The following is a 17,606-nucleotide window of genomic DNA, read 5'->3' on the forward strand; positions in this document are numbered from 1 at the left end:
TCGGTTGTAGCATGGATTTAAAAATCACTTTTTTAATTTAAAAAAACTAATAATCACTTGTTTATCAGAATTATATTCTGTTAAATGGTGATTATTTGAATTAAATTGCTTTATATTGATATGACTCGCTACCATTATGCTGACTGGCACGGTCGGGGAAGCAGGTTTAACGCTTTTCGGCTAAACACGAACGGCGCCAACCTGAACACGACTATTACTGAATGAATATGGATTGAAACTGGAGGTGAACGTGACAGTTACCATATTATTAATCGATAACGATCGATATTTCGCTGAGGGATTACGACAAGGGATAAGTCAGTATTTTAACCAGCGGGGTATTAATACGCTGTTTACCAGAAATATCGCGTATAAAAACCATGCCGATATCGCGTTTGTCGCAAAGGAACTCGGGAGAAAAATGGGCTATGGCTATACTTTTTCCTGTCCGTCACGACAACGCGTTTTTTTGATTAATGATCATTACCATGCACAGATTTATCCCTCGCGACTCTCTAAAGAGAATACGGTTTTTATCAGCCGCTCTCAAAGCCTGGAGAGCCTACTCTATTTACTTGACCAAGCATTATTAATTCAGGAAAAAATGGGCACGCCGAGTGAACCTGATACGCATACCGTTAACCCGCCGATATTAACCCGGCGTGAATATCAGGTGATGAGGCATTTGCTTACGGGAATGAATAACCATGCTATCGGCTTGCAGTTAAATATGAGTGAAAAAACCGTGAGTGCTCATAAGCGAGCGGCTATGCGAAAACTGAATATTAGTCAGAATATCGAATTAAATTACTGGCTGTTGAGTGGTGGCCTTAGCGTAGTCAATGTATTTAAAAATCAGCCGCTTCCGCCCAATTAACTCTGTAACTCAGTCCGTTAACTTAAAACCAGGGATATAAGATATCCAATGAGGAACCGTAAGATGAAAACAGCGTATTCGATGAAATGGGCATTGCTGGGCATGCTCCTGTTACTGAGTGCCTGCCGTGCACCGGCCCCTACCCCGGCAGGCAAAGCCGTCGTGGGTAATCCGCAGGCGCAGGTTGAACAGGAGGCTAAACGGCTGCAGCAGTGTCAGCAAGAACTGGGGGTGTTGAATTCGCTGAAAACCAAGGATTATCAGGCAACCCAGCAAACCTTTGATCAACTGATGGGCAATGCCGCGCAATACGCCAGCCTGCGCAACAAGGTTAACGGTGAAACTCAAGGTACCGTCGACGCCTTGTACCACTATAAAGTCAGCTTATTATGTGCGGAAATTAATCAGGCGGTATTGCTCCATTTAGCCCAACATGAGGGCCGGAGTGAATGAGGGGGCAACGACGTTTCCCCCAGATTACGGGGCTGTCGTCATGCCGCGCCTTACTGGGCATGATGGTAGCGGGGAATTTGTTCGTGGGGCCGCTGGCACTGGCCGCTACGCCTACCGATAATAGTGGGGTGCCCGCTTTGCTGCAGTTTGCCGAACAATACAATGACCAAAAATCGCGGCAGACTGCACCGGTATCATCAAAGCCGCAAAAAAACACCGGCCAAGCTAACGCTGGGCAAAAACAGCCCAGTGCCGAAAAAACAAGTAAAACACCGACACTGCGCTGGCAAACTAAAGAGGCCGAGTTGCAGCGCCAGCGAGCCACCATTTCTCAGTTGGAGCAAAAAGTCCGTGTATTGCAAACGTCGCTGGCAGAAAAAATGGCATTGCCTCAACCGGTGCCAGTACCGGACATGAAAGGATTGAGCCAGTTAGCTCAAGGGCTGCGTCAAGCGCTGGCGATTACACCAAAAGAACAACAGGTTGTGGCAACCCTGAAACGGGAGCAGCAAGCGGCACTGGCACTGAAAACCAACAATACGGCATTGCAAACGCAAGTGAATGCATTAAAAACGGCGCTCGCGGAGAAGAAAAGCCTGACTACGAAAGAGACCAAGGAGGCTATCGGCAGGTTAAATGCGCAGTTGCAGGCTGTGAAGGCAGACAAAATCACGCTGCAAACTCACCTTGCCAGTGCGCAAAAAAATTATCAAATGGTGAATATCAGCAGTGAAAATTTAAAAAAGCAGTTGGTTCGCGCTCAAGAACACAGTGAGCAACAGCTGCAACAGCAAGAAGAGCTGAAACAGCAGCGGCAGGCTTTACAGAACGAGGTGGAAAGCAATGTGGCCACTGTTACTGCATTGCGCGCAGAACTGGCTGCTTTGCAGGCTAAAGCGCCAGTGCTGCTTAACAAGAAAACCTTGGAAAAACCATCTGGCCGGCAGGATTATGCCGCCGGTGTCTCGTTGGGCGAGGAAATTTTGCAGATGCAAGCAGAGCGTAAAAAGTGGGGAGTGAATACCGATAAGCAGGTCATTCTGGCCGGTATTATCGATACTTTTTCCGGCCAGCGGCAGCTTTCCGACGATCAGCTTAACCAGGCTTTAATGGCTTCCGAAAGTTTGGTGACGCGCGCCAGAGAGAAGGTGATGGCGGAACAGGCCAAAAAAGGGGAATCCTATCTGGCCAGCTTCAAAAAAGACTCGCGGGTTAAGCGCACCGCTACAGGTGCCTGGTACCGCGTTGACTACGCGGGTGATAGCCCGATCCCTAACGGAGCGGCTTTAGATGTGGTGGTGAAAGAAACGCTGACTAATGGCGTGGTGATACAAGATATGGAAGCCAACGGTGCGGTACTTAGCCAGAGTATCGATAAGTTTCCTCCTCTGTTCCAAGAAGCGCTAAAGGTATTACGTAACCACGGTTCTTTAACCTTGGTGGTGCCACCAGAACTGGCCTATGGAGAAAAGGGCTATCCACCTAGTGTGCCGCCAAATGCCACTATGGTTTATCAACTGCGCATTGCGGAAATGTACCCTCCGGCAAAAAAATAACAAGCGTTCACCCCACAAAGAATGTTGAAAAATGACGTGCTGATGGGGGTACCTTTGGGTATCCCTTTTTTGTTAAATCAACGGGGCGGCGCCAAAGACTATTTCCTTTAGGGCGTGACGATGAAAAAACGAAACGTTAATGAAAGTTCTGCGGCAATTCAATTTCTTTGACGCAGACTGGTGTGGATATTGGGGGCTCAGCTTGGCATTTTGGAATGAGGGTGGCGGGGGACGGTATTCTTTCTGTAGTATGCGATGTGTTTGTTTAGCGTCATGAGTAATAACGTTATCGTCCAATAGTTCGGGTCCGGCTGTTATCTGGTATTAGTATGCTCTGGATGTTTTTCAATGTGTCATCGGAAATCTATCGGTAAGCTTTCAAATTTAGGATTCCCATTCATTAAGAATCCCAAAATACGTATTTGCGCGTAAATTAACTAATTCGTCATAAATTGTATGGCTATAATGGCTCTGCTGTTAAGTGAATTCATTTAATGGTTGTTTTGTTAGTGTGAAACACATGAGGGATGTACTCGTGCGCTCGTGGGGTACATATTATAACGTGATCATGCTATCTCTAACTTCAATTTAAGGAAGGATTGAATTCTATGCGTAATTCTATTGTAAAGTTGGTTCCTGTTGCTTTGCTTTTACTCTCAGTAAGTGGTTATTCCCATGCGGGGACCAATGCTCAAATCATGATTACGGCGGATGTCGTTGCGGCAAGTTGCGATGTATCGCTGTCGACCAATAATCTTGATTTAGGCAACTATACGCCTAAAGCTTTTACTACCGTTGCTACGCCGATTGCGGATAGCGTTAAGCCTTTTACCGTAGGGTTAAATAATTGCGATGTACCACTTGCTGCCGGCGATACGGCTAGTCTTAAGATTAGCGGGCAGGCCTTGGGTGGTAACCCCAGTATTTTTAATACCACCGGTACTAATACGGGTATCATGTTAAATCTAAAAGGTGAAACGGATTATATCGCCAATGGCGATAAATTGCAGGTTGCCACAGCAGGCACGACTTCTGCCGATGAATTTAATTCTAAAACATTAAGCCTTGAGGCCGGTTTAGCCTCGACGGTAACAGGCAATAATGTTGACATTGGCCATGTTAGCGCACCTATTTTATTCAGCTTCGTCTACAACTGATCATTTTTATGGCAGACAGCATGATGTCTGCCTTTTTAAAAGAGCAGGAAGCGGCATATGAAAGGTTTCATCAGAACACTTTGTTTGATGGTGACAAGTGCGGTTATGACATTACCGGCACAGGCGGAAGGGTTTGGTATTAATGCCACTCGGTTGATTTACCCTCAGGGAGCAAAAAGTATTACGGCTACCGTACGTAATACCCTGCCGAATTTACCCTATTTGGTTCAGGCAAATATTAGTAAGACCATTGATGGAAGTGAAAATACGCCATTTTGGCTTACCCCACCTATTTTTCGCTTGGAGCCACAAAGCACTAATCAGCTGCGTATCGCGTTAAAAGGTGAATCACTCCCAGATGATCGTGAATCGGTTTTTTATTTAAATACTCGCGCCATTCCCGCAAGCCAGGCGACGGGGAGTGACGACCTCACGCAAAAAGTTAGTGGTGCGGTCCAATTGGGCGTAGGCACTATTATTAAATTATTTTATCGACCAGCCGGATTATCCGGTAGTAGCGTTCAAGCCCAGAAAGGCCTTAAATTTGCCGTTTCCGCGACTGGGTTAACGGTCACTAATCCTTCGCCTTATTTTGTCAGTTTGGCGGGATTGAATTTTGCTGGGAAAACCTTACCGCTCATTTCACCTGACGCATTGATGCTGAAGCCATTTGGTTCACACACCTACCCGACGACGCTATCCCGCGGGCACATAAGTTGGAAAACCATTAATGATCAGGGAGGTATCGACAGTTATGAATATCCGTTGCCTTAAGCCGCGTATGCTATTACCTGTCGCATTTTCCCTTTGTTTACTCACGCTTTTCCCCGCGCACGGCGTGAGGATTAACTTTGCCGCTGTACTTACTCCGGCAACCTGTGAACTAAGTCTGGATAAAAGCAGTGTGTATCTGGGCAGTGTATCGTTGTCCGCCTTGAGCGTGGGTAACGTGGTGGCGCTTCCCCAGCCCTTTACTCTTCAGGTTCGCCAGTGTGATGGCGTGGTTGGCGGTGATTTAAAGCCGATGGTCAGGGTGACGGGTGAAGGATTTGCCGCGAGTGGCGATAACAAATGGCTATTTCGCAGTGCCGATTCACAGGCAATAGGTATTGGCATCTTACTGACTCAGGGAGATACCCCGCCAGAATATGGGCAGAAAGAAGTAAAAAATGGGGATTATTTATCCGTTGGACCGGCGAATGTGGTGCCGGTTGATACTGATTTACCTTTGTATGTCGGTGTGTCCTGTGGCTCCAATACGGCTTGCAGATCAAGTGCGATAAAACCCGGCAGGTTGACGGCACGCATTATTTTTGATTTCACCTATCGCTGAATTTTATGAATAAAAAGATAAAAAGGTTGTTTTATCGTGGGGTGATTTTGCTTGTCGGCGGGTATTTACCTATCGCCCCGGCGGTTCAGCATGGGGGGGTTAGCCTTACCCCTACCCGGTTGATCTTCCAGGCATCGGATACGGCGCAAAGCCTGACGATTAAAAATCAGGATGAGAAAACCTATTTGATTCAGGCCGGTAGCCAAATTTCGCCGGACAATATCCAGCCTGCCCCCTTTATCGTCACGCCGCCGTTATTTCGGCTAGAACCGGGGAGCAAAAACAGTCTGCGGGTTTTGCGCAGCGGGAACACCGTCCTGCCGGACGATCGTGAATCGGTATTTTATCTTTCTGCGTTGGCGATACCCGCGGGTGAAATAGAAGAGGCGCAATCAAAGAACGGTATTCAACTGTCAATGGGGTTTCGTTTTTATATCAAGTTGCTTTATCGCCCAGCAGGGTTAGCCATGACGGCAGAAGAGGCGGGCTGTCGATTACGGTTGAAACAGCGAGGGAACAACGTGCAAGTTGTGAACCCAACGCCGTACGCCTTAACGCTGGCAACGCTAGCATTCGACGAACGAGCCATTGACCTCGATCGCTGGCCGGCCATGATCGCCCCCTTCACTCAACAAGATTACCCAGCCCCGCAGCGTGTGGTGAAAGGGCAGTGGCAAGTGGTTACCGATTACGGCGGCATTTCAACCTTTTGTCGGCAGGCGATGGCCCAGGACTAAGGACGATTTATGAAGAAACTTATGATGCTGTGGCTGTTGGGCGCCTCGCTGGCCAGCAGCGGTGCGGTAGCGAACCAGAAGGAAGAACCTCAAGGCATCTCTTTTTATGTACTGCGGGTGATCTTTCCGGAGAAAGAGAAGAAAGGGGTGACGCTAACGGCCAATAACAAGACGCAAAATGTCTATTTGATGCAGTCGTGGATCCAGCCCGTTGATGTTAAGACTGGCGGCGTGCTGCCGCATGATGGGCAAACGCCGATGCCGTTTATTGTTACGCCACCCTTGCAGCGGCTTGACCCTGGTGATGCCTTGACGCTGCGTATACGCCGTACTCAGGTTGCCTTGCCTGAGGATCGCGAATCGGTTTTTTTTATTTCGTTAAAAGCTATTCCGTTACAGCAGGGGCAAGAGCAGAGCACCGTCTCACAACAGCTGACCTTAACCGTAGTGAGCAACCTGAAATTGTTTTATCGGCCGAAAAGTCTGGAGCCACGCGCGGTGGCTGAGGTTGCCCATCAATTACGCTTTCGGCGAGAGGGCCAGAGGTTAATCGCTGAAAACCCCACACCCTATTGGCTGACGTTTTCCCGTTTAAAGATTGGAAATGACTTGCTGGATAAAGCGCGTTTACGCGTGATGGTGCCGCCAAAGGGGCAACAAGCTTATGTCTTGCCAGATCAAGCCGCCGGTGAGGTGAGCTGGCAACTGATTGATGAAGACGGCTGGGATACGCCGTGGCAACGTCAGGCCCTGTAACTCATAAACTGGGGCCCAAAATGATAAGGACATAGAACCATGACAAGGACACTTTCAGCGTGTGGCGCTGATATTTTTACCGTTAAAACCAGCTCAAGGCTAATCGGCTTGAGCGTATTGATTATAAGCGGTGTATTACCCGCTTGGGGGCGGGATTATTTTGATCCGGGTCTGTTGCGGATTAATGGCCAGCAGGGTGCGCAGTCCGTTGATTTGAGCCAGTTTGAAACTGCCGGCCAAATAGCGGAGGGTAAATATTTGGTGAGCGTGTTTGTTAACCAAAGCGATCGTGGGCAACACACATTGGTTTTCCAAAAAAATGCGCAGGGCGCATTAACCCCAGCTTTGACACCTGAGTTTTTGCATTATGTCGGCGTTAATACCGAATCGCTACCCGCGTTTAAGAACCTGCCGCGGGATGTGCCGGTTGATAATCTGAAAACGCGGATCCCGCAGGCACAAATAAAATTTGATTTTTCCCAGCTACGGCTTGAATTGAGCATTCCACAAATCGCCATGCAGCCGAAAATAGGCGGCTATGTTGATCCTGCTTTATGGGACGATGGTATGCCTTCTTTGTTGTTCAACTATACCTTAAACGGCAATCGCAATTGGCAGGATGCACGGCAAAGTGACTGGAAAGGTCAGCAAACTAGCATTTTTGCTAACGTGCGAAGTGGTTTCAATGTTGGTCCTTGGCGGCTGCGCAGCGATGTAACTTATACACAAAATGAATACCAAAGCGCGGGTCAACGCCGGCAGAGGCTGCATAACACCCAGTTTATGAATACCTATATTCAGCGTGATATTCGGCCATGGCGTTCAGAAATATTGGCAGGTGAAAATGCGACCGGTAATGAGGTGTTCGACAGCATTCCCTTTCGCGGCGTAAAGCTGAATTCCAGTGAGCCCATGCTGCCCAATAGCCTGCGAGGATTCGCCCCGATCGTTTCAGGTATTGCCGAATCCAATGCCCGGGTGTCGATCAGCCAGAATGGTAATGTTATTTACCAGACTTATGTTGCTCCAGGCCCTTTTACCATTAGCGATCTTTACCAAACCGGTTTGGCGGGTGATTTGACGGTCACTATCACTGAATCGGATGGTCGGGTTCGTACGCAGACGATTGCATATTCATCATTGCCGACCATGCTGCGGCCGGGGGCGCTAAAGTACGAACTTACCACGGGGCGTTATCACGGCGGTGTGACTGATGGCTCGCAGAAGCTGACGTTTGGCTTGGGGACACTGATTTATGGTTTGCCCCACAATGTGACGCTCTATGGCGGCGGATTGCTCGCGAAAGACTACTTCTCTGCGGTCGTGGGCAGTGGCGTATCACTGGGTAATTTTGGCGCAATATCGGCGGATATAACCGCAGCGAATGCTAAGTTGCGTCATCGGTCATCGCGTGAACAGGGAGCATCCTATCGTTTGCGCTATGCCAAAAGCTTGCTCAGTACCGGAACGGCGATCGACTTGGCGGCGTATCGTTATTCAACGCGCAATTACTACAGTTTTTCAGACGTTAATAATTTGGGGTATCAGCTCAGTGAGGGGCAGGTGCCTTGGGCGCTAGACCGTCGCCGCAGTAGTTTTCAAATGCGTATTAGTCAGGAAATGGGGGAGTGGGGGGCTCTCTATTTATCCTCTTCCCGTGATGATTATTGGGGCAGAAAACAGGTGAATAATACCCTGTCTGCCGGTTTTAACGGCAGTATTGGCAGCATCAGCTACGGCCTCGCTTATAGCATCGACCGCGTGAAAGGGGATGGCAACTGGCCGGAAAATCGGCAGTTATCCATGAATGTTCAGGTGCCATTGAGTCTGTTCAGCCACTCTGAGGTGGCGCGTAACAGCTACGCTAGCTACCAAATGACCCACAGCAATGGCGGTGGTGTACAACAGCAGGCTGGCATTAACGGCAGTGCACTTGACAACCGATTGTCTTACAGCGCGATGCAGGGGTGGACGAATGGAAACACCGGTGACAATGGTGCCAGCAGCACCCTGAATCTGGGTTATCAGGGTAGCCAGGGCGCGATCAATATGGGCTATAGCCATGCAGCACAGTACCGCTCATTGCATGTGGGCGCGAGCGGTGGGCTAGTGATACATCCACAAGGTGCCACGCTGAGTCAGACGTTAGGTAGCTCGGTGGCCTTAATCCGCGCACCGGGTGCTGTTGGCACTACGGTGATGAATGGCAATACTCAGATTGATAGTCGGGGATATGCGGTGGTGCCGTATTTGTCGGATTACCAGAAGAACAACATCATTCTGAACCCAGCGACGTTGCCTGATGATGTGGATATTACCCAATCAAGCATCGATGTTTATCCCACCAAGGGGGCTGTGGTAATGGCTAATTTTGCTACCCGTGTAGGCTTGCAGGCATTGATTACGTTACGCCTGGATGATGGGGTCGTTCCCTTCGGGGCGGTGGTCGCACTGGCAGAGCCCCAAGATGGTGAGGAGATCGCGAGTATTGTTGGGGATGCGGGCCAGTCCTATCTGGGCGGGTTGCCGGAATCCGGACATTTAACGGTGAAATGGGGCAAATCGCCAGATCAGCAGTGTCTGGCTGCATTCCAGTTGGCGGGGGTGATCGTTTCTGAAAATAATCCGATCCGGCAATTGACCGTTGCCTGTGAAAAAAAACATAAATAATCCATGTGAATAACATGTTTTATCAAAAGGGAGGTGGGAAGATGCAATCAGGGAAAATGTGCTTATGGCGCCGCGTAACAGAGCGTGTTTTTATTACGCTACTGGCTATATGTGCTTCTGCACAAGGGGAAACAGCCACGGTGATCACTATAGGTAAAGGGTCGGGGGTGGTTTGGGAGGGGTTGCCATTCCATGTCAACTTGTCGGGCGATTTTGACCAATTGGGAATGAGATTAATGTATGGCGTCGCCGCTATCTCTAACTCTAACTCCCGTTGTATGAAAACCACGACTCCTTCGTTAACGCAGGTGCAAGGGCATTGGGGGATAAAAATTGCTGAGGGTGTCGCTTTGGTACCACGAGCTACAGTATCTGCGGTTTATGGCCATCGGGGAAAACCTGAAGTGTTGACGGGGAGCCTGGGCTTACCCAGTTCAACAGCAACAACCTCGAACGGTGATACCATTGTGAGCCCAAATAGTGAAGGCTACGTTTGGTGTTTGACCCCGCGCAATGCGGGTTCCTCGTCTTTTTACGATAAAGACCGGCAGGTGACAGCCGAGGGGGGGGGGACCATTGTCACCAATGGTAATCAAAAAGATGGGACGACCAAGCTACCGCCTATGTATTTTGCAAGTTTCACTGAAGGGGGGGTAAAAGGAGACCGCTCACAATCCATTTTGCCGAGTGATATTCAACTGAGAATATCGTCGTTGGAGTGTTATGTTACAACGGATGCTAATGTCGATTTTGGCTATGTGGAACGCAATGTGGAGCCTGGAGCCGAGTTGGCAAAGCAAGTGAAAACGATGGTGACGAACTGCACGCAAAACAGCAATATGATTAACGCAAATGTGAATGTTCAATTCCGTGCACTTTCAGGATTGTTTGATGGCGATAAAAATAAATTGTCGCTAAACCAGGGGGGCGGTTATATCACCGGTGAAATCGATAACGCAGTGACTGGCAGCGGTGCCTGCAATACAAATAATGGTATCTCTTTCGACAGTACCCCGTTTAAAGTGGGTCATATTACGAGTGGCGAATCAAGCTCCAGCCATTCGAACCAAATAACATGGCGATTATGCTCCGGTGGGGAAACGTTACCCATGGGGACGGTTCGCGCTTCAACAGAAATGATGGTGACGTTTAATTGATATTTTTTAATCATGATGGCATGGCGTAACGTGTCATGCTGTCATTTTTTGCCTCATTGAGGTGGGGAAGCCCTGGTGTTAATTGTGTAATGTTTTTTATTTTACTTGCGCATGCTCGCAGTAATATTGTGCGGTAATTATTTTTTTAAAATTTAATAGGTAGAGTGAGTTGTCATTAATGATGCCCGTTTTTATAAGGGCGCTGTTTTTGTGCTCCAGTACCTTTTTTAATGGTATGCCAAAGTTCAATGATATTTCATCTGTCTTTCTCCCTTTTAATAGTAGCACCATGACTTGAATTTCACACAAGCTTAGATCTTCTCGATATTTATTGTTATGAATCTTTATGTGCTGTAATAGATTGATAAGTGTGTGTTTGTCAATTTTTTTAGAAAAATGATTATGTGACCAAATTACAGATTGGGTTATATGACAAGGTATGTCAAAAACCAATAAAAAATTCGCTCCATCATGCGTTGCCTGCGTTACCATATTCTTTATAATTAAATCACAGGTGGTTTCAATGATAACCACATCATCTTTGCTAAATGAGTGATTCGCCCGATCTCTATCAATGACTTCCGCCAATACATTGTGGGATTGCAGCAATGCAACTGCGCCGCTTGAAAAAAAATTATCTTCACAGAAAAAATATATGGTCATGATTTTTTAAAATTCCATATTAAACTACTTATCCATAATGTTGATGATAATCTGGAAAATAGATTGTTACAAAAAACACTCATGATGAAATTATATCACTGTGTTAATTATATAATTGCAATAGATAAATAAAAAATCAATAGAGGAAGGTGATTTTAAGAAACTTCATAATTATACGGGGTGTTTAGATGTAAGGTTTTTTTGGGATGACATTCTATCTATATAGGCGTGTAGGCTATTAGGAATACTGTGCAAAAAAGTTGATGTTTAGTTTTGATTGTTGTGATTTGCTGTTTTTTTAATATTCATTTCGCTCCTTTTTAGGTTGGTTTTTAATACAAAAATTTATTTTATTTAGGGTGAGTGCATGATTGACCGCTCTGCAACTCTATGCTTTTTATTGATTAGGGGTTCGCGTTACCTTTTTTAAGCGCATTTTTTATGGTTTGTAACCTTAAAGTAATGGTGTGGCAAGGTGATTGTTTTTATAAGAAAACGGTCGGGTTGCTGGCTTGTTTTAGTAATCTTGCGATTATTTTTTTAAATTTATAGTATTTTTATCACAGTGAAGGTGGTTTTGTGGGGCGGGGAGGGTGGAGTTAAGCCTCTAAATGTTATCTATGGCACTTTTTCAGTAGATTTTTTAAATCATGGTGATTATTACAGCATGTAAGAGCGGGAAATATATCCATACCTATTTAATGATTGTTATATTGCTATTTCTGGGTATTATTCGCATGGATTAAAACGAACCGCTTGATAAAGGGCGCGTGGCGTTTTTGATTGTTCACAACAGGCGCGGCACTTACATTTACACTCCATGTAGCCGTAAGTGTTACCGCTTGGTGTTCAATGACAGCCGGGAAAGACCGGCAACAAATTTTGATGCTACCGTTATCGGATAGCAGTAAGGTTCATACTTTCCATTCGGCGTTACATCTACCGCAACAAACTTACCGTGTAATGACACTTCTATACATTCGAATTGCTACTGTTAGCTCACCCGATGATGTTGTGTGTTATTCCATTCCTGTAGTGTATTACCCATCCCTGTTATTTTTATCCCGCCTTGTGCGGGATTTTTTTTATCTATTCAGTACACCATGTTTAACCCTGCACCAAGACGCGGTGTCTGTGCTGGTGCTCCACCCGTAATTGGCCGGCGTTGCAGCGTGGGTTGCCGCGATCTACCTGTCGTCGCATGCCGCTTGTGCTTTATTCTAACGCTGTAGCGCGTAGGCGAAACAGATCGCTACTGATTTATCACGTTTACCTACAGATATCACGGTGTTTGCTGGGAGCTGACTGAGCGTGAATCTGCTGAGGAACCACTGACTCTTCTGCAAATTGCGGCTTGTAACCTTAATAATAAAGTGAGTAATGGTTTGTTTCAGATTACAGTGGCTTGCGCTATGCTATTACCATCAGGCTATTGGTGAAATTTACACAGCTTTTTATTAATGGGGGGGCGGGATGTTTGGTGTAGAACCGCTCCGCGGGGGACGTATCTTAAGATGATTCTGTTAAATAAGCGTTAATGCACTGAGTGATTTATTTTATCTGGCTTTTTAAGCCACAATCTGGCTTATTTATCTTACTTGTTTCGCTGGGTCATTGAATATGCACACAATTACTTTGGTTATTATGCGCGCGAGGCTCAGACAATGAACGCCAGGATAATCTCTAAACATGGTCTGCCGGTTGCCCTTCAACTTATTAACCTTTTTTTGCTCACCTTCCTGCTTTCCTTGGTTGGAATATTCTCGCGGCCGATAGGTGCGCTGTCTTTATTCTGGCCAGTCAATGCCATTTTGCTTGGACTGTTACTGCGCAAACCCACTTATGCCACCCCACTGGGATGGCTGGCGACCTATTTGGGTATGATTTGTGCTGATTTGAGCACGGGGGAGGGGTTAGCGCTGGCGTTGTGGCTTAACGCTTGTAATATGTCGCTGATTGCTACCGGCTATGTTGTGATGTTGCTGTTGCCGAAGTCTCAGCGGCGAATGGGTAAGCCGCAGGCGATTTTGTATCTGTTTTCCGCTAGCCTAGCCGGTGCGGCTGTGGCCTCGACGCTGTCGGTGTTCCGTACCGACAGCCTGTATAATAATACGATGGTCACCGCTTGGCTGGCATGGTTCACCGAACAGTTTTCCACCACCTTATTAATATTGCCCGTACTGTTGGCCGCGCCGCGGTTGAAACCTTTATTGCAGATGCGGATAAACTGGCAATTGAGTGCAAGTTTGCCGCTGTTGGCGCTGATTGGCTCATTGCTCGTCAGCGTATATATCGGTGGACCCGGCGCTATTGCTTTTGCTATTCCCGCGCTGCTTTGGTGTGCGGTACGCTACCAGTTGTTTACCGTCACGCTGTTGACCTTGTTGACCGGCGTTATTGAGATAAGCAGCATTTCAGCCAATTTGATGCTTTATGGCACGCCGGGTACGCACGGTGTGCCATTGGATACGCTGATGTCGGCACGGTTGGGCATCGCCATGTTGGTCATGGGGCCGCTGATTCTGTCCAGTTCGATTGCGGTCAATCGCAAGTTGATGCGGCGATTAGAGCACAGCGCCAATCATGATTTTCTCACCGGTACGCTAACGCGTAGCGCATTCATGCGCAAAGCGCGTGAGTTGTTAGCACATAAGCAACGCTCGAAAGAAGCCGTTTCATTGCTGTTGATCGATGTTGATCATTTCAAATTAATTAACGATACCCACGGCCATGTGATTGGCGATCGGGTGTTGGCGAATTTGACCCATATTTTGCGCCGTGAATTGCGCCCCGATCAGCTGCTTGGGCGCTCTGGTGGCGAAGAGTTTGTTATTATGCTGCCACGGGCGCTGGCGGCGCATGCCGTGGCGCTTGGGGAGTATTTACGGCGTCAGGTTGCGAAAGCGGAAATTAACATTGGCGACCACAGCCCACTGAAAATGACCATCAGCGTCGGGGTTGCCAGTTTGGCGATGAATGAGGTTAAGCCGCTAGAACAGCTAATTAATATGGCTGATATTGCGTTGTATCGTGCTAAATCACTGGGCCGCAACCGTGTCGAACCTTTCAATGCCGTTAATGGCACCAGCATCGATCATATTCTGTTTAAATAGCGGTTCAGTTTTGTTGGGGTTTAAATTTTACGCCGCAATTGGGGCAGATCAGAACCACGTTCTGTTGCAAGCGTGAACATTGTTGATCGGTGACATAGGCACATTTGGGGCACGCAATGGGCGTGGTGCGGTTGGTAAAGCCTTTGGCACTGCGCGAGTCAGACATAACGGTTACCTGTGTGAGGTGAATATCCACGCTAACACAGGTGATTTAAAATAGCTTTACTGTTTTTCTTTTTCGCGCGCGGGATATTACAGGCGCTTTAGCGCGCTCAGCGTATCATCCATATCGATTTCGTGTTCGGAGAAAGTATGGGTGACATTCTGGAAGGTCACGATCGACAGCATACGCAAACTTTGCATGGCTTGCGGCTCTTCTGTGGCTTGTGGACGAATGCGGTTCATCAGTAGCCCCACCGATAGCACGGTATTTTCTTTATCCACCTCGGCTTTTACCGGTACCTCTTTTGTGAAGGTGTGAAAAGATTTAATGCTGCTGATTTTGATGCGTTCATTGGCGATGATGATGTATTTGCTTGGCGCTAATACCTTCACCGCGAAGGCGGATGGCCCTTTGGTGTTGTTGGTGGGTTCGAAGGTTACCGCTGCGTTCTTCTTAATCAGCTCCGGGTTTTGTACTTTAATCACGTGAAAATAACGATTTTCCCCGTTCTCATCGGTAATAAAGCCGAAGCCTTTGTCTTCAAAAAAAGTCGTTATCTTGCCGTTCATCATTATTCTCATAAACTTGTTCAATACGCTGCTTATGATAGCGCGGAATGCCAAATATGGACAGGGTGCCGATGCTCGGCCATGTGCCGGTTGCGCGATCGTGTTCAGCGGTGTACTTGCCCCAAGTTCGGTGATGACAGCAGTAAAAAGAGTATCGTCATAGATTCTGCAAACATCCGACTTGCTAACAGAGCGAATGCCGATTATTTCACTGTTTATTGGTTTTATGTGATCTCGGTGGTGGACAAAATCCCGTCTACTTGCTGTACTGTATGAGACACACGTTTTGTGTCTTACATTCACGTTAAAGGTAAGTTTGATGTCTAAGATTAAAGGTAGCGTTAAGTGGTTTAATGAATCTAAAGGTTTTGGCTTCATTACCCCAGAAGATGGTAGCAAGGATGTTTTCGTTCACTTCTCTGCCATCGCTAGCAATGGTTTCAAAACGCTTGCTGAAGGCCAGCGTGTAGAATTTGAAATCACGAACGGTGCCAAAGGGCCATCTGCTGCTAACGTTATCGCTATCTAAGCTACAGTAGCCAATATTGTTAAAACCCGCTCAACGAGCGGGTTTTTTATTGCCACTATCTCAACTGACACGTTTACGTACGAATGTGGTAAACAGTACGATCGCAATGAAATAACAGCCGACGATAGTGAGTGCCATCGATACGCTAGAGGTGCCGGCGAGCCCGGTAATCGGTACGCTGCACGCACCGAGCGCGAACATACAAACGCCAATCAATGCCGATGCGCTGCCTGCTTTGTCACCTTGGCTTTGCATGGCTAAGGAAGAAGCGGTCGGCCCTACCGTGCCAATCACGGCTACCGAGAAAAAGAGTGGCACTAACAACATCACCAATGGAGCATGCAGTGACGCTGCCAGTAATAACAGCAGTGATGATACCGCAGCCATACTTAGCCCGGCGCTAAGTACACGTAACTCGCCAAATCGACGGCTCAGGCGCGCTGCGGTTTGTGCGGAAATCACCAAGCCGATGCCGTTAATAGCGAAACACAGACTGAACATTTGTGGGCTGAGCCCGTAGATTTCCTGTAATACGAAAGGCGATGCGCCGATATAAGCGAACATGCCGGCCATGACGAAGCCTTGCGTTAGACACAGACCCATAAATTGGCGCTGGCGCAATAGGCTGCCCAATGAGCACAACATTGTCAGAATACCGCCTTGGCTGCGTCGTTCCTGTGGTAGCGATTCACGTAGCTTCCATAGCGATAGCGTAAACAGCAACAGCGCGATTAATGCCAACGCGCCAAAAATACCGCGCCAATCCATAAACTTCAGTAATAAGCCGCCAAGAATAGGCGCGACGATCGGCGCTAATCCGTTCACCAGCATCAGTAAGGCAAAGAAACGGGTCAGTTCATGGCCGGAATAGAGATCGCGCGCAATGGCTCGTGAAATTACGGCACCGCCGGCACCGGCCAATCCTTGTAGTAAGCGGGCAATCAGCAACTGATCGATGTTCGGTGCCAAGGCGCACCAGAGTGAGGCTGCCAGTAATAACAGTAACGACAGCAGCAGTGGACGCATACGCCCCAGTTTATCGCTGTAAGGACCAAAAATGAGTTGGCCGAGCCCTAGCCCCAGTAATCCTGCCGTCAGGCTTAACTGAGCGGTGGCCGTGGCGGTATTGAGCTCCCCAGCCAGTTCGGGCAGCGCCGGTAAATAGAGATCGGTGCACAGAGGGCCAAGTGCCGCGAGTAGGCCGAGCACCACGGCATACATCAGGCGTTGACGGTGTTGTTGTTTAGTCATGAGGGGTTTCTGGCTCGCGGAACAGGTGGGAAAGGGCTTGCTGGTATAATCCTTCCAGCAGCTTAATATCGGCTTTTTGCGTTGTTAACATGCGATAGCCGGTGCCTTCGCTGAGAACTGCGATAAATTCAACCCGCGCGGCGATGTCGGCATCACTGAAATGAGGGTAGAGTTTTTTCAGGTTGTGGCATACGTGGCGAAACAGGCGTGCTTCGGCATCACTCAGCATTTTGGCTACCAGCGGATTGCGCGTTGCTTCTGCAGTGACCTCCAGCATCAATAGGTGATCATTTTCGCTTTGGCCTGCTGTTTGATACAAGGCGCGAGCAGCCAGCGTGCCGGCTATCAGGTTGATATGGTCGCTCATGTCTTCTAAACGATGCATTTTTTCGCTAATGATGCGGTTAACGATTTCCTCGATGATGGCGTTCTTATTGGCGAAATAGCGATAAATTTGGCCAACGCTCAGCATCGACCGCTGGGCGATTTCCGCCATGCTGGCACCGTGAAAGCCGTGTTGGCGAAAACAGGTTTTCGCCGCGTCGACAATCTGATTGCGGCGCTGTTCGGCTTTTATACGTCGGCTTTCTGTTGGAGTTAGCATCTCCCATCCTATAGCAAT

Annotated in this window: 17 protein-coding genes; 12 read left to right on the plus strand and 5 right to left on the minus strand. The window is 47.8% G+C overall.

Translation table 11 applies throughout. The annotated features are described in order from the left end of the window. The first annotated feature begins 250 nt into the window (after positions 1 to 250). The 10 genes from ACQKDS_RS02475 to ACQKDS_RS02520 all read left to right on the plus strand — a co-directional run bounded on the left by ACQKDS_RS02475 (position 251) and on the right by ACQKDS_RS02520 (position 10,696). Positions 251 to 877 (plus strand): response regulator transcription factor, encoded by a 627-nt coding sequence (locus ACQKDS_RS02475; protein WP_399665363.1) that lies wholly within the window; start codon positions 251 to 253, stop codon positions 875 to 877. Between the two features lie 63 nt (positions 878 to 940). After that, entirely contained in the window at positions 941 to 1,330 is a 390-nt protein-coding gene (locus tag ACQKDS_RS02480) for a hypothetical protein (protein WP_399665365.1), read from the plus strand. After that, positions 1,327 to 2,886 (plus strand): FKBP-type peptidyl-prolyl cis-trans isomerase N-terminal domain-containing protein, encoded by a 1,560-nt coding sequence (locus ACQKDS_RS02485; RefSeq protein ID WP_399665368.1) that lies wholly within the window; start codon positions 1,327 to 1,329, stop codon positions 2,884 to 2,886. Before ACQKDS_RS02480 ends, ACQKDS_RS02485 begins: the two co-directional genes overlap by 4 nt. Positions 2,887 to 3,494: 608 nt before the next feature. Further along, positions 3,495 to 4,043, plus strand: coding sequence for a fimbrial protein (locus tag ACQKDS_RS02490; protein WP_399665371.1), 549 nt, complete (start codon positions 3,495 to 3,497; stop codon positions 4,041 to 4,043). Positions 4,044 to 4,100: 57 nt separating this feature from the next. After that, a complete protein-coding gene (locus ACQKDS_RS02495; RefSeq protein WP_399665374.1) occupies positions 4,101 to 4,817 on the plus strand; it encodes a molecular chaperone in 717 nt (238 codons plus the stop codon). Then, on the plus strand, positions 4,798 to 5,376 hold the full coding sequence (locus ACQKDS_RS02500) for a fimbrial protein (RefSeq protein ID WP_399665377.1): 579 nt from the start codon (positions 4,798 to 4,800) through the stop codon (positions 5,374 to 5,376). The genes ACQKDS_RS02495 and ACQKDS_RS02500 overlap by 20 nt, the downstream gene beginning before the upstream one ends. 5 nt (positions 5,377 to 5,381) lie before the next feature. Further along, positions 5,382 to 6,113: a molecular chaperone gene (locus ACQKDS_RS02505; RefSeq protein WP_399665380.1), complete on the plus strand. Its 732-nt coding sequence runs from the start codon at positions 5,382 to 5,384 to the stop codon at positions 6,111 to 6,113. Between the two features lie 9 nt (positions 6,114 to 6,122). After that, positions 6,123 to 6,869, plus strand: coding sequence for a molecular chaperone (locus ACQKDS_RS02510; RefSeq protein WP_399665383.1), 747 nt, complete (start codon positions 6,123 to 6,125; stop codon positions 6,867 to 6,869). Between the two features lie 108 nt (positions 6,870 to 6,977). Then, complete coding sequence (locus ACQKDS_RS02515) at positions 6,978 to 9,539, plus strand: fimbria/pilus outer membrane usher protein (protein ID WP_399665386.1); 2,562 nt, start codon at positions 6,978 to 6,980, stop codon at positions 9,537 to 9,539. Between the two features lie 41 nt (positions 9,540 to 9,580). Next, positions 9,581 to 10,696, plus strand: a complete 1,116-nt coding sequence (locus ACQKDS_RS02520; RefSeq protein ID WP_399665388.1) for a hypothetical protein — start codon at positions 9,581 to 9,583, stop codon at positions 10,694 to 10,696. 96 nt (positions 10,697 to 10,792) lie between these two features. Here the strand turns inward: ACQKDS_RS02520 and ACQKDS_RS02525 are convergent, their stop codons facing one another. Then, positions 10,793 to 11,359: a helix-turn-helix transcriptional regulator gene (locus tag ACQKDS_RS02525; RefSeq protein ID WP_399665391.1), complete on the minus strand. Its 567-nt coding sequence runs from the start codon at positions 11,357 to 11,359 to the stop codon at positions 10,793 to 10,795. A 1,664-nt stretch (positions 11,360 to 13,023) separates the two neighbouring features. Here ACQKDS_RS02525 and ACQKDS_RS02530 point away from each other — a divergent pair. Then, complete coding sequence (locus ACQKDS_RS02530; RefSeq protein ID WP_399665394.1) at positions 13,024 to 14,472, plus strand: diguanylate cyclase; 1,449 nt, start codon at positions 13,024 to 13,026, stop codon at positions 14,470 to 14,472. 4 nt (positions 14,473 to 14,476) lie between these two features. On the opposite strand, the gene ACQKDS_RS02535 is transcribed toward ACQKDS_RS02530, so the two are convergent. Both ACQKDS_RS02535 and ACQKDS_RS02540 read right to left on the minus strand, forming a co-directional pair. Beyond that, positions 14,477 to 14,638 (minus strand): YnfU family zinc-binding protein, encoded by a 162-nt coding sequence (locus ACQKDS_RS02535; RefSeq protein WP_399665397.1) that lies wholly within the window; start codon positions 14,636 to 14,638, stop codon positions 14,477 to 14,479. 86 nt (positions 14,639 to 14,724) lie between these two features. Beyond that, positions 14,725 to 15,204, minus strand: a complete 480-nt coding sequence (locus tag ACQKDS_RS02540) for a cold-shock protein (protein WP_399666207.1) — start codon at positions 15,202 to 15,204, stop codon at positions 14,725 to 14,727. Between the two features lie 319 nt (positions 15,205 to 15,523). On the opposite strand from ACQKDS_RS02540, the gene cspE reads away from it, so the two are divergent. Next, positions 15,524 to 15,733 carry a transcription antiterminator/RNA stability regulator CspE gene (cspE, locus tag ACQKDS_RS02545; RefSeq protein WP_002210315.1) on the plus strand — a complete coding sequence of 70 codons (210 nt, stop codon included), beginning with the start codon at positions 15,524 to 15,526 and terminating at the stop codon, positions 15,731 to 15,733. Between the two features lie 60 nt (positions 15,734 to 15,793). Here the strand turns inward: cspE and ACQKDS_RS02550 are convergent, their stop codons facing one another. Beyond that, a complete protein-coding gene (locus tag ACQKDS_RS02550; RefSeq protein WP_399665407.1) occupies positions 15,794 to 16,984 on the minus strand; it encodes a multidrug effflux MFS transporter in 1,191 nt (396 codons plus the stop codon). Next, positions 16,977 to 17,588, minus strand: a complete 612-nt coding sequence (locus ACQKDS_RS02555) for a TetR/AcrR family transcriptional regulator (protein ID WP_399665410.1) — start codon at positions 17,586 to 17,588, stop codon at positions 16,977 to 16,979. The genes ACQKDS_RS02550 and ACQKDS_RS02555 overlap by 8 nt, the downstream gene beginning before the upstream one ends. Positions 17,589 to 17,606: the final 18 nt, after the last annotated feature.

It is taken from the genome of Serratia sp. NPDC078593, from assembly GCF_050268245.1.
GTDB lineage: Bacteria > Pseudomonadota > Gammaproteobacteria > Enterobacterales > Enterobacteriaceae > JBNNGK01.

Excerpts from the sequence above, each read along its gene's own strand:
- ACQKDS_RS02480 (WP_399665365.1), top strand. The coding sequence starts at position 941 with ATGAAAACAGCGTATTCGATGAAATGGGCATTGCTGGGCATGCTCCTG.
- ACQKDS_RS02485 (WP_399665368.1), top strand. The coding sequence starts at position 1,327 with ATGAGGGGGCAACGACGTTTCCCCCAGATTACGGGGCTGTCGTCATGC.
- ACQKDS_RS02490 (WP_399665371.1), top strand. The coding sequence starts at position 3,495 with ATGCGTAATTCTATTGTAAAGTTGGTTCCTGTTGCTTTGCTTTTACTC.
- ACQKDS_RS02495 (WP_399665374.1), top strand. The coding sequence starts at position 4,101 with ATGAAAGGTTTCATCAGAACACTTTGTTTGATGGTGACAAGTGCGGTT.
- ACQKDS_RS02500 (WP_399665377.1), top strand. The coding sequence starts at position 4,798 with ATGAATATCCGTTGCCTTAAGCCGCGTATGCTATTACCTGTCGCATTT.
- ACQKDS_RS02505 (WP_399665380.1), top strand. The coding sequence starts at position 5,382 with ATGAATAAAAAGATAAAAAGGTTGTTTTATCGTGGGGTGATTTTGCTT.
- ACQKDS_RS02510 (WP_399665383.1), top strand. The coding sequence starts at position 6,123 with ATGAAGAAACTTATGATGCTGTGGCTGTTGGGCGCCTCGCTGGCCAGC.
- ACQKDS_RS02520 (WP_399665388.1), top strand. The coding sequence starts at position 9,581 with ATGCAATCAGGGAAAATGTGCTTATGGCGCCGCGTAACAGAGCGTGTT.
- ACQKDS_RS02525 (WP_399665391.1), bottom strand. The coding sequence starts at position 11,359 with ATGACCATATATTTTTTCTGTGAAGATAATTTTTTTTCAAGCGGCGCA.
- ACQKDS_RS02530 (WP_399665394.1), top strand. The coding sequence starts at position 13,024 with ATGAACGCCAGGATAATCTCTAAACATGGTCTGCCGGTTGCCCTTCAA.
- ACQKDS_RS02535 (WP_399665397.1), bottom strand. The coding sequence starts at position 14,638 with ATGTCTGACTCGCGCAGTGCCAAAGGCTTTACCAACCGCACCACGCCC.
- ACQKDS_RS02540 (WP_399666207.1), bottom strand. The coding sequence starts at position 15,204 with ATGAACGGCAAGATAACGACTTTTTTTGAAGACAAAGGCTTCGGCTTT.
- cspE (WP_002210315.1), top strand. The coding sequence starts at position 15,524 with ATGTCTAAGATTAAAGGTAGCGTTAAGTGGTTTAATGAATCTAAAGGT.
- ACQKDS_RS02550 (WP_399665407.1), bottom strand. The coding sequence starts at position 16,984 with ATGACTAAACAACAACACCGTCAACGCCTGATGTATGCCGTGGTGCTC.
- ACQKDS_RS02555 (WP_399665410.1), bottom strand. The coding sequence starts at position 17,588 with ATGCTAACTCCAACAGAAAGCCGACGTATAAAAGCCGAACAGCGCCGC.